The organism is Paenibacillus ginsengarvi (genome assembly GCF_003626695.1).
GTDB lineage: Bacteria > Bacillota > Bacilli > Paenibacillales > NBRC-103111 > Paenibacillus_AB > Paenibacillus_AB ginsengarvi.
Genome location: NZ_RBAH01000028.1, coordinates 48865 through 62261, shown reverse-complemented (window position 1 = coordinate 62261; position 13397 = coordinate 48865). Strand labels below are relative to the sequence as shown.

Annotated in this window: 6 protein-coding genes; all 6 read left to right on the top strand. The window is 47.6% G+C overall.

Translation table 11 applies throughout. The features are described 5' to 3' along the window. Window positions 1-60: 60 nt before the first annotated feature. The 6 genes from D7M11_RS28965 (at window position 61) to D7M11_RS28940 (ending at window position 12523) form a co-directional block, all read left to right on the top strand. A complete protein-coding gene (locus D7M11_RS28965; RefSeq protein ID WP_158606885.1) occupies window positions 61-579 on the top strand; it encodes an NUDIX domain-containing protein in 519 nt (172 codons plus the stop codon). Between the two features lie 45 nt (window positions 580-624). Further along, a complete protein-coding gene (locus D7M11_RS28960) occupies window positions 625-1152 on the top strand; it encodes an MFS transporter (protein ID WP_120750760.1) in 528 nt (175 codons plus the stop codon). Window positions 1153-1192: 40 nt separating this feature from the next. Continuing rightward, window positions 1193-2365 (top strand): GGDEF domain-containing protein, encoded by a 1173-nt coding sequence (locus D7M11_RS37170; protein WP_205127128.1) that lies wholly within the window; start codon window positions 1193-1195, stop codon window positions 2363-2365. 368 nt (window positions 2366-2733) lie between these two features. Beyond that, window positions 2734-5571, top strand: coding sequence for a DNRLRE domain-containing protein (locus tag D7M11_RS28950; protein WP_158606884.1), 2838 nt, complete (start codon window positions 2734-2736; stop codon window positions 5569-5571). A gap of 47 nt (window positions 5572-5618) precedes the next feature. Continuing rightward, window positions 5619-11855, top strand: coding sequence for an RHS repeat domain-containing protein (locus D7M11_RS28945; RefSeq protein ID WP_120750758.1), 6237 nt, complete (start codon window positions 5619-5621; stop codon window positions 11853-11855). After that, window positions 11843-12523 carry an ATP-binding cassette domain-containing protein gene (locus D7M11_RS28940; protein ID WP_193556308.1) on the top strand — a complete coding sequence of 227 codons (681 nt, stop codon included), beginning with the start codon at window positions 11843-11845 and terminating at the stop codon, window positions 12521-12523. The genes D7M11_RS28945 and D7M11_RS28940 overlap by 13 nt, the downstream gene beginning before the upstream one ends. Window positions 12524-13397: the final 874 nt, after the last annotated feature.

The following is a 13397-nucleotide window of genomic DNA, read 5'->3' as shown; positions in this document are numbered from 1 at the left end:
CGGACGTAGAATATCCGAATGTTGGGGATGAATACTGCTCAAACAGTCGGGGGGCTACCTATGTCTTCGGTCCGTGTTCAAGTTTCGTGCATCGCCGTGCGCGATGGACAAATCGCAATGATCCAAAAGCTGAATCCGGTTTATAAAACGTATATGAAATATATTCCGCCGGGCGGTCACGTGGAAACCTACGAGACGGCCGAGCAGGCCTGCATTCGCGAAATGCGCGAGGAGACGGGACTGGAAGTGGACGGGCTGGAGCTGGTCGGGGTCATTACGTTTCTGAACCGCGAGGCAGAGTATCACTCGGTTGCCTTCTTGTTTGTCGCCTCCGAGGTGGAAGGAACGCTTGCTTCGCTGGAGCCGGACAAACAAACCTCCCACTGGGTCAAACTTGACGGTATTGAAGGCAACGAAAGGGTACCGGGCTATCACCGGGACTTTCTGGACCATATTTTGAACCGGCGCGGATTTCTGAACGCCCGAGTCGAGTGGCTGACTCCGGGTCATGAAGTATCCTGGATGATTGTACAGCCGCCCGCAGGCCGAATGATGACCGCCACCGGCGGGCAACCATAGTAGTAATGCAAGGAAGCTGGGACCGCTCAAACCGATGCGGTCCTGATGTCATGTACGGAAGAAAACGAATACGAATACGGTGTCTTTCATACAACCTCGTTTTGGGTCAACATGACGGTGTCGCTGTATACGCTATGTTTGGCTTTGATGCAGATGGTTTATGGGCCGTTGACCGATTCGATCGGCCGAAGAAAGGTGCTGCTTTTCGGCAACTTTATTTATTTGGCCGCTACTCTGGGCTGTTACATCACGGCCGTGTCGGTCTTGCTGTTTATCGCGACGGCGTCGCATTCCTTGCTGCTGCTGCTCGCGTCGGACATGCTGTTCGGTTTTTTTGTCGGCGTATCGCTGCCGGTACAAACCGTCTTGCTGACATCGGCGTTTCTTCAAAAGCGGGCTACCGCTGTAGGCGTGTATAACTTTTTAAGATATATGGGCATGACGCTCGGGCCGATGGCCGGTTCCTTGCTGCTGCATCTGGCCGGGCTGCCGGCGGCGTTCGGTTTCGCGGCACTGCTGCTGGTCGGGTGCGGCTGGCGGCTCGGGAGAGCGGAGACATCCGCCAGCCGGTAACAGCGGCGGTCGATACTATGTTGACGGGGTGAAGATCAGGTTGAATAGCTGGATGTACGGATTGAAAAAAAGACTCAACCTTCACCCGGGGGCCGAATCGGAGGAAGAGTTCGGACACTATTTTGTCGGCAAACATCTCTCCATTCTCCGTTTCGGCATCATGGTCTCGATCTTTCTGTTCGCGCTGCTTGGTATCGACGACATCTGGGCCGCACCCGTGTCTAAGCACGAGACGTGGGGCATTCGCTACGGGCTGATGGTGCCGTTCTTGCTGCTAAGCTATGGTGTCACGTATACAGCCATGTTCCGAAGGCATCAGCAAACGGTTATGGTTATCGTCCAGCTTGTTTCCGGAAGCGGCAGCATCGCCATCATCGCCGTGCTGCATCCGGAGGAGCCGGCGAGCTATTTTTATTTTGCCGGTCTGATGCTGATCCTGTTCGCCAACTTTACAATGTTCGGACTGCGTTGGATTCAAGCGACGGCCGTTTCAGCCCTGCTCGCGGCCGGTCATGCGGCAGCCGTCTTTTTCGCCCATAATTCGTCGCACTTCGATGTGACGCATGTCTTGTACTTGTCTCACATTAACGGCAATCTGTATGTACTCTCGACCTTGTTCGGTTCCGCCGTAGTCGGTTATGTGATGGAGCGGTACAAAATCGTGGAGTTCGTCCAGCGCAAAGAGCTGGAGCGTAAAAACGAAGTGATGGAACGGCTGTCGTACAAAGATGGCCTCACCGGAGTTTCCAACCGGAGAGCCTTCGATGCCCGTATTGCCGAGGAATGGAGCCTGGCGCTGAAAAATGGCCGCAGCCTCTCGCTGATTATGATCGATATCGATCTGTTCAAGCCTTACAATGACGCTTACGGCCATCTGAAGGGAGACGATTGCCTGATCGCGGTCGCCTCCGCCCTGCAAAGCGGGCTCAAGCGGTCCCGCGATTTCGTGGCCCGTTACGGCGGCGAGGAATTCGCCGTCATTTTGCCGGGCGTGGATGAGGACGGGGTACGAGGCTATTGCGCTGCCCTGCATGAAGCGGTGAACCGGCTGGGGCTCGAACATCCCGCTTCCCGCGTTGGCCACGTCACGATCAGCGCCGGAGTCGCCACCGCCAGGCCGCAAAACGATCAGTACCGGCCTTGGCTCGAAGCCGCCGACCGCGCCTTGTACGAGTCGAAGTCGAAGGGCGGCAATTGTACGATGGTGGGGTGAGTTGTGGAGACCGAATAGGTGCGGAATGGTGAATTGACACATTGGACAAAAATAGCCTCCTCTTAGTGAGATCATTATACTGGTGCTAGGGAAGCGCAAGTAATTCTTTGAAACAGGTCAGCCGAATTGGCTGGCTTTTTTCTTTTTAGTAAATCGGAAGGGGAAGGGAGGGTAAAAAAGATTGCTGATTTATGATTGATCGCTGAATCGAAATGCTTAGTTCATGGCCGAAAATTGCTACTTTGGATGGAGTTCTCTACACAATGAAAAATGTTGGTAGTTGTAAAATGGTGTAAATACCCGTTTGTATCATGTTGAAAAAATGTAAAATGTTGTTTGAATTGCATATCATTCGAGGAGGAATATGTTTGCGAAAAAAATGGACTGGCTTTGCTTCACTCCTGCTGGTCGTAACACTGATTAGTCAGACCTATTCGGTCTATGCATCGACTTATCAGGCGACAGCTGGTATGGAAACGTTATCAAGTATAAGTCACGACGTCTATGCGCAGATACAGACCGATGTGGTCACACATCAGGTGTATCAACCGACATCCGAGAAAACGAGGAAACTGCTTCAAGAAGATCCGGAATTACTAGGTGAAGTAGTTGAAAAAAGAACGCCAACCAGTAAGCATTTTTTACGAAAAGACGGGACATACAAAGCCATAATAACGATGCAAGATCAGCATTATGAAGCCGAAGACGGCAAACTGTATGATATCGACACATCGATCTACAAGGAGTCGGTATTGGACAGCGTATATGCACGGCTTTCCAAAGCGAGTGCCCAATCGATCAAAGAACTGGCAGCTACCAACAAAGCTATCCGTCTTAAAGGCGTTCTCCCTCAAGAGGAACATTATAAAGCACCGCAAGTTCCATTCGACGCCACTTTACCGAACCGGTTCGTACAGGGTTATTCAATTGCCAAAAATAACGAGCGCCTCTCGTTCGTTCCAGTGGGGGCTTCTAACGTGACGGGAACGGTGTACGAGCATTCGGGCATGCAGTATGAAAATGCATGGAATCAAACCGATGTTCTTCTTCAAGTAGTGGATAACGGCATTAAAGAAACTCTAATCCTGAAAAGTCCCGATGCTCCTCATACATTTAGCTATGAAGTGACGGGAGCCTTAAACGAATCGCTATCGAACGAATTTGCTCTGCAACCTGCTTGGCTGATTGATGCATCTGGAGTTTATCGCGATGTAAATCAATCTATAAGACGAGACGGGAACCGAGCATTCATCGATGTACTCTATGACTCCATTGACCTGGCTTATCCTATTATGATTGATCCGACGGTTACTATTGCTTCAAACAGCATCCAACAGTCGGCACAAGTATCCAACGACAATTACTATAATCCTACTAGAGGCAATACAAGTTCTTTTGTAGCTGGCAGGGAAATGCCTGGAGATGACGGGGAATTATACACGTACCGTGGGCTGGTTCAGTATAATATTTCATCGATACCTGCGGGGGCGGCAATAAGAAACGCAACTTTATACTTATATGGCAGGGAAAATTATTATGTTTACCCTATATATAAAACGCAAGTTTACCGAGTAGCCCAGCCGTGGAATCAAAACGCTATCACGTGGAATAATCAACCGCAATTTGACGGATCATGGTCCTCTTCGGCAACCGGGACTCCGCAGCTATTCGCGGAATCGTACTTTAGTTGGGATATTACGAATCCAGTGTCACAGTGGCATAACGGAATCTCTCCCAATTACGGATTAGCATTTATCAATGAGTTTCCTCATCATAATGGTCTTTATTCCTTTGGCTCCTATAGCCTTTATAACCTTAGTGGCTCTAACCTTGGATATATAACTGTGGATTACAATGATGCACCAAGCGTGCCCACAGTTCTTACTCCAACGAGCGGAAGTATCTTAGACGGGATCCAATCCATCAATTGGAGCGCAGCCTCGGATGTCGATACACCACCATACCAAATTAGGTATCACGTTCAATTATCGACGAACGGAGGAGCATCCTGGAACGATATCGTTTCTCTGACAAATCCGGGAGTTACAAGTTATAACTTCGATTTCACTAATCAGCCTGAAACGACCAATGCCTATGTTCGTGTACGGGCACTGGATACAGGCGTAGGGGCCATGTACGGAAACTGGGGGCAGTCGGCTCCTTTCACCATACGTCATAACCGAGCGCCCAATGCCCCAAGTGGAACGTATCCGGGCAGCGGAAATTCCGCCACTCCGCAATTGATTGTGGGCGGTACTCCCACTTTAAACTGGATCTTTACAGATCCTGACGCTGGAAATACGCAATCTGCCTACAACATCGTTATAAAGAATGGAGCAAATCCAATTTACGATTCGGGCTGGGTTGGATCTAGTGGGACGTCATTCATTGTGCCGGGGGGAATTATGGCCCCAAATGTGACGTACAATTGGCAAGTTAGCGTCCAAGACAACAAGGGGGCGATATCACCGTATTCGGCTCCGAGTTACTTTAAGATAAACAGCATTCCGACGCTGGCTATTACTTCATATTCGGATGGACAACAAGTGACAAATAATATCCTTACCTTCTCTTGGAATTACGGTGATTTGGACGGACAAGCCCAAACTGCTTATCAAGTGGTCGGAACGCAAGATAATTGGAACACATGGGCCTATAATTCAGGGGAAGTGAATTCATCGGCCAATAGTCACGTGGCTCCGCCGCTGGCATTTGGAGGATGGAGTTTTGCAGTCCGTGTATTTGACGGTATGGAATGGTCAAATTGGGTGTTCCGAAGCAATATCAGTATCGTTTACTTGGATACCGAACCGCCGACTACACCGTCCAATATCAGTATGACTGCCAGGAGCGAAAATTCGATTACGCTAACTTGGAATGCGTCTACGGATAACAAAGGTGTAGTTAGTTATGACATTTACGACAGTTCGATGTGGATAGGGAGCAGCCCAACCAATACGATCACACTTTCGAATGTACCACTCGGTCACGCGTATGTAATTACAATTAAAGCAAAAGATCCTACGGGCAATGTCTCTTCTTCAAGCGAAGTGTTTTATTATACCCATATATTTGGGCCACAAAAATATTACTATGATTCTGCCGGAAAAGTGGATTATATACTTTTCCCAAATGGAAGAAAGATAGATTATCAATACGACGCCAATGGGAATCTGATCGGTACGACATTACATTTACCGAATTAGTAGTAAATCTATACGCAATATACTACTTACCCGAAAGGACCAAATAGATGAAAAAATGGAGTCTTTATACGTTACTTATCGTTATACTGGTCACAACCGTTGTTCCTTCGATGACTTATGCCAAGGAGTCGTTTCCAACACAATTCGAAACCGGCAATAGTGTAGTTTCTTCCGTGTATAACGAGACTCTAGGAGTCGGAGGGATACTTCAACCAAGCGGAGGAACGTTTACACCTACCGAACTGGAGGGAATCAAAACCAACTACTCGGTTGAAATGCTGCAGCTTGCGTCTTTTTATTATCCAACGCTTTCCGCTTTGTTACGTACCAGTGAGCTGGATACCGTTTTACGCTGGACGAATGAAGAAGTGAGCAGCAAAGTGGCTTCGCTAAGTAGCGAAGAACAAAGAATCATGGCCCAGTATACACCGGCTGTGATCAACATCATGAAGGCGAAGACGGAAATCCGAGTACCGAATTCCTCGGGACAAGGAATCTCGGTCGTACAGAGTTCGGTTTATGGGAAAGGATTGGAGTCCAAATCGACGGTAACCGGTTCTGTTTACAAAGCAAACTTGACAAATACCACCCAAATCGACGATGCGACGTATCGGAAACCGATAGAGCCGGTTGTGTATAAAACTACGACTGATGGAAGTATCGATATGATCCATCGAACTAGCACCCAGCAGGATGCGGATGTATCGTTACCGGGTTTACACGGTCTTGATCTCAACCTGGTTCGCAGCTACAACTCCATTAGCGCACAGACGACCTATCTTCGGTCCATCTATAGTGGTTCAGGACCTGTTATCAGTTGCACGGAAAGCGGTCCTTCATTTTTTGACCCCGTTTACAATGAAGAGGATCCGACCACAGACTGTGGGGTTATGCGAGAACAGGACGACTTGTATGCAGGTATTCGGCAAAATGCAATTGCGACAGGATGGACGCTGAATATCCCGACCATTACGCAATCGACGAAACCCGTGTTCGAACATCAAATACATCCGCAACTAGGCTACGGCTTCTACAACGCCCGTGGATACGATATCGTGACAACCATCACCTTGGAGGATGGACAGGTCTATCAATTCAAAGGCGGTTCGAATAAACCGTTCAATGTGGTAGATGAAAACGTAACTTTAAATTGGTCTTTTGATCATTCCTACTACTACTTGGTTGTCGATGATTCCATTACCTATACTTTTTATTACAACAGATTAGGAAGTTCGACGTATCAACTTGCTTCCAACGGAATCGTGTCCAAAAGCAATCCCTATGGCGATGTCATTCGCTATACTCGGGGGGACTTATGGTACGACGGCCATAGTTCTTATGTATCCGGAAAACTCATTATTTCCGATACCGTCGGGCGAAAAGTAACGATTGAAATGGATAGTTCGGGAATGAAAAGCATACTTGTGCAAGATCCGGCGGGGAACCAAACGCATCATATTCGATACGATAGGACACTTGTATACAATGACGAGTACGTGCGTGTATACGGATATGTACGATTAGATAAGGTCGTCGACGTGCAGAGCTCCCGGACCCTCAAATCGTATACGTATTACGATCCCAATGAATGGATGGCCGATGCGACGAACGAGGACGACATCAAATACAGTGTCAATGCAACCGGTCAACCGATCCTGGACGTCACCGTAAATGGGCAACCGGTAGAGAACTCCTTGGTCGACCAAAAGAAAAACCAAGTCTTTGCTACGATCAATTATTTGTTGCTGAAAGAGGTCAATGACGACATCGGGTTTAAAACAACCTATACGTATCAAGCTTACGATCCGAACTGGAATACGTATGGCTCCTTTGAAGAACGCTCGCGTAAACGAGGGACCGTCCGATCGTTCAGAGATGCTTTCAATGTGCTTTATACCGGTTATCATCCAGTCGTGAACGTATACTACGACTATCAAGCCCAAGATGGGACGCAGAAGCGATTATCTCGGACCTTGAGCGGCAAGGCCGATCAAGCGCCGGAGATTTGGGCCTATCCCAAAACCAGCGGTGTGCAAGGCAATTTTCACCTATCCCAAGCGGGGAGTTACCGCGACGGCAGCCAGCCTGCAACGATTATCCAAACCAACTACGATGGCTTCTCAGAGACGGAAACGACCGAATATTTCACAACCACCTTGGAAAGCATGGCAAAACGCTATACTGCCATAACGAAAAGCGCGTCGCCAACGCCTATTCAAGTTGCGGAGAACAACCAGCAATACCGGGTCACGGATACGGAAGTCGTATCGTATCAATACGATCCCGGCCAGACACGGCCTTATCTGATCAAGCAGTGGGTAGATGGGGGGACTAGCGATCCAAAACCTCCCGGGATTGCGGACTTTTTGCGCTACGGTAACAATCGTAATCTCCCGGCGAATGTAAACAATTATGCGACGCTGACTAAAGCCGAATACGATACGTACGGTTACGTCGTCTATCAAGAAGATGCGAAAGGGAACAAGACGGAAAACCAATACGGCGGCCCGTACCATGCTTTAACCTACACCAAAACAACAGCATCGGACGGAAGCCTGGTAGCGGAAAAGGTACTGGAATACATGCCACTTACCCGGTCGTATTCTTGCTACAATGAAGACACGATGCAAACGGAAACTTGCACGTTAACCTATTATGACGTTTATAAAATAACGAATACAAGCACGTATAGGGATGCGGCGAGCGGAGCATTCAAAACCGATACCGTTGTCGAGGAATATTTGAACTACGATCCCACCCGGAGCGTGCCGACTACGGTCAAAGTTACGACTTCCGGCAGCCAGTACGGCCTTCAGCCTACCGTTACTGAGAAAACACTCGCGTATGACAGCAAAGGGCTGCATGTCGTCGGCAGCTCGAGCCAGGTTACCTTGAGTGTCGGCCAGCCGCAACAAACGTCAACAGCGGGGTATCAATACAACAATAGAGATCAGCTGACCAAACGTACATATCCGGACAACAGTTATGTGGAGTATCGCTACGATCACAAAAACCGCCCGGTTGAAGAGACGTTTACGCCGGTAGGAGGAGCGGTTCGCAAGACGACCATACTCTACGATGATTTGAACCGAAAAATAACAACGATCAGCCCTGATGGCGAGCATGTGGCAACGACGTATACACCGTACGGAGAAATAGAGAAACAACAGAAATTCTATGATCCGTATGTCTATAAAGCTTCGACCGGTTTTTCCTCAACTCAGGGGAATTACCAATGGTCGTACATGTATAAACATACCGTAACCGATGAGGACGGTCAGACGCTTTACGAGGTGTTTGCACCCTTGCAATGGGATGCTTCTTCCCCCAAGCAGTGGGATGCATCAACGGCGACGGCGTGGGGGGTAGCTTACAGGACCATTACGGCGACTACCCAACAAACCAATGACACAACGACATCAAGACGATGGACGGCACCGTATGCAGGAACGATTCAAATTTCAGGAAACGTTACGCTTAAAAATAATGGACCGGTATCCATTTTCGTGATCAAAAACATTGCTCCCCAATTCAATTGGCCACCTGCAGGCGTGAGCGGACTGTCGATTGGGGCGAACGATTTCACGCCAAAACCGATGGTTCAACAAATGAGTGTCAATGCGGGGGATACGATTGATTTTACGCTCAGCGGCAACGGTACCGTTGAATGGGATCCGGAAATCAACTACGTGGACAAACAGCCTGTCACATCGGAAGTCCGTACGACGCAAGTCCAAACCTATGACAGTACCGGCACGTTAAAAATCCAGACGCTCCCCTATGGGCAAAACAGTTTGAAAACCGAGTTTGCCTACGGCCCGTACGGTCTATACCGGACAACCAATGCACTGGGGCAAGTTACGCAAATGTATTATGCGAATACTGCGACGAAGGCGGACAACTCCACCAGTTGGCGCCAACTCACAACCAGATCCATCGAGCCGGACGGGCGCGAAATTTGGACGTACAAGGACCGCTTTGGCCGAGACGAGAAAATCGTGGAGAAAAGCCCGACCAAAACACGTACGACCACGTTGGGCTACAACAGTCTGGATCAAATGATCGAGAAGCAAGTGACGAGTCAAGGGACGACCCAGACAACTCGTTACGGGTACGACGGAGCCGGTAATCTCACTTTTGTTCAAGACGATCTGGATCAAAAGTTTACGTATGCGTATAACGGTCAAGGCAAGCTAATTGCCCAGTATACGAATGGAGTGCAGCAAAAAGGAGTCTCGTACAACGAAATCGGCTGGCCGCTGATCAAGACCGACGCAGCGGGGGTGCAAGAAAGATATACGTACAAGGCCAACGGGTTGATTCAGACCTATACCGATAAGGCCGTACAGACATATCATTATACGTATACCCCGTATTATGAAGAGGATCGCACATCGGTTACGAATAGCGCAGGTACGGAGCTGTACTGGAAGCAACAGACATATGATGCCGGAACCCGGTTATTGACGGGAATGTCTAGCAGCGAAAATGAAACAGTCAACTATCACTACGATGTATGGAAACGGCTGGATGCACAGGTGGCGGCAGGGAAGACGTACGGCTTTACGTATGATGCGTTCGATCGCTTGCAGCAGTTGACGTTTCCGGACCAACTGAAAACTACTTACACATACGACAACGTCAACCGGATGAAGACTGTTGCGTATCCGGGGATGGGGACCGTAGAGTATGACTATACAATTGCTACAAACGAAAATAAGTATGAAATTCGTTACCCCAACAACCAGAAGCAAGAAAAACGGACGGATGCGTTTAAAGAACTGACGTCCCAGAAGCATGTCCAGGGCTCTGAACTCTGGAACGAGTCCTTTACTTATGACGGGATGGGGAATATTGCGGCGATTACCCGAAACGGTTCTTCGCTGACGTATCAGTATGATGGAGTAAATCGGATTAAGGCCGAAAGCGGTGCGCAAGGCTCTCGCTCGTATACATATGACGATCGGGGCAACCGGCTAAGCTTGCAGAGCGATCCTGCACTGAATTTTGGAGCGAATCAACAGTTTGCGTACAATGCGGTCAATCAATTGAAAACGTTCAGCGATGATACAGGAACTCATGCTTCCTATACCTATTATGGCGACGGTCTTCGTGCATCCAAGACGGTAAACGGCATTTTGACACGGTTTGTGTATCTGAACGGCAAAGTTATTGAGGAACTCGATGCGAGCGGCAATGTAAAGGCTCGGAATATTTGGGGGAATGAGTTATTATGGAGACAGGATAACACGACGGCGAAGGCAGGGTATTATTTTTACAACGGTCACGGTGATGTGGTCGCCATCAAGGATGCAGCAGGTACCCCCATTAACACGTATGACTATGATATATGGGGCAATGTTCTTAGCAAGATCGAAGGGATGAACAATCCCTACCGATACACGGGCGAGCCGCAGGATGACGAAAGCGGAATGATATATCTACGGGCTAGGTACTATGACCCGACACTGGGGCGGTTTATTAATAAGGATACGTATGAAGGGGATATTGCGAATCCTCTTAGTTTGAATTTGTATACGTATGTGAGTAATAATCCGTTGAGGTATGTTGACCCCTCAGGACATATCATGGAAGGTGATGAATATTTAGGATTATCAGATGTCGATGCTTCACTACTCTACTCCTATACAAGTCAGTTCAGGACAGCAGAAATAGTTAACGATAAAAAGGCGATGCAATATTTTCATGACAGCGCCAATGCCGTAAGAGCAAAGTATACTTCTGATATCTCAAGAAGCGTATTCTATGGAGAAGCAGACCACCTTGATCCAATAGCAGAAAGTCTTACTTATGTCGGTAAAGGATTGGCGGATTCACTCGGTGCCAATACCCCGAATATTGGTGATCCTCAGTACATTTCAGGCACTGCTGCTGGTATAGCTTATGGCAGTGGTTTTGTAGCTGGGTTTGTTACGCCCGGTCCGGGCGGTAAGATGAAGACGATGTACCATGCAACTACAAAGGAAGCAGCAGCATCTATCATAGGGACCGGTATGCTGGGTGGCAGTACATTGGAAGCACAGAAAGTATTCGCATTTAATCGAAAGCCAACACTTAAGGAGGCAATAGATGCAGGCGCAAGACACGAAACGTTAATTGAGTTTCAAGTTCACGTAAATAGATTTGGTGTAAAAGATACTGGGGTTACCGGAGCTCTATATGAAATTGCTGAAGTTGAATCCAGAGGACCTGTGTTTATTACGAATGCTAGGGAAGTGGGGTTTAGGAAGGTATGGAACGATCCGTCGACTTGGTTCAAGTAATAATAGCTGAACTAACCCATGCATGTGAACCGGAATTGTTCAGTTATGGAATGATGAGAGATAGTTGTGTGAATTTTTCCTATTCTTTTATGGGGGGAAAAGCCTATGGAATTATTTCAGATTGCGGATCTGGCGGATGGACATTATCATACGTACTTTCTGGGAGAACGGATTCGTATAATGGTAAAATAGAATACAATAATATGATGGCTAGTTCATCTTTGTTGAGAAAAAATGTTTGTTACATTGGCGACGATAACGACTATAGAAAGAAGTATTTCTGGAACAAAAAAACCAAAACAATTCGTCAGCTTATTCAAGACGGCTTATTTTCAAACCCGAGTCATTCATTCGATGAAATTGTAGAACTTTTTAGACTAACACCTGAAAGATTAGACAGGCCCATACACAGCATCAGTACTGAACGATATAGTGCTTCAGCTGCTATTGGCTTTGCTTGTGGTAAACAAGTGTACTGTTTCCCTTGGTTGAACGATTATTGGGTAGAGCGGTTAACGTTAAGAATTGAGAATATCATTGGCAACGTAAAAAAAATAGGAGGTATTGTCATTCTTCCAACAAGTCGAGAACAGTATGTTCAGCATCTGGTTGATCAAATGGTTGAGATCGGAAATACTAAAAAGTTTCTACCGGATTTAGAATTATAACCGGCATTATTTGGGTAGCAAAAAGTTCAATTTGAAACTGAGAAATTGGACTTAAATATCCCGTATGCTCCCGTTGACGACGATATGGACGTAGAACGTCCCATAGTCTGACGGGGGCTTTTCGCGTATTCGGGAAGTCTTTCCCAATTAACAAGAGTTCTTGATTTACTTGGAAAAACTAAACATGACTTAGGGATTTCCTAGTCACTAAGACCTTGAGGGCTCATTTCCTTAAGGTTTTTGTCCCTACCCAGTGGTAAATGAATCAGGCCATAGGCGATTGACGGTTTAGTGGACCAAAGATAAGCTAGGTACTATGTCAGCGGTCATCTGAATGACTTCCACCTCATAGCAACGAATGGGCGTAAAACGCCCGGAAATCGCCGTAGGTGGATGCTGCAGTCCTGCGTGATCGTTCGCCTGTTCTGCGGATAGAAATGGGAATTGCCCCGTTTCTATCGCCTGTAACTACTCGGGGTATCGGATTTTCGACCTGCGATATGGATGAGAGCTACGGATGAATGTTATGGAAAACGTGATATACGGTCCTATGTGGGAAATACAGGGGATTTTTATAAGGGCACTTGAGAATCGTTACTCTGTCGGGTACTTTACTGTACAAAAGTCCCCAAGAGTCCATTGTGTTCTTTATCACGTTAACGCTTTAAATAAAAGGGGGTGCGATATTCAGAAGTGAAGCTGAATTCACACCTGAACATCTGGCTCTCCCCCGAAGACCGAAGGGAAAGGAAAGGGACGAAGCGAAGCGAGGAGGTCACAAGCAGGAACGAGCAGCTTGAATATCCGTGGGCAGCCCATGCCCATAGAAGCCTGGGTTGTTTTCGGACTATGGAGAATGGATGTGCTCGCTCCT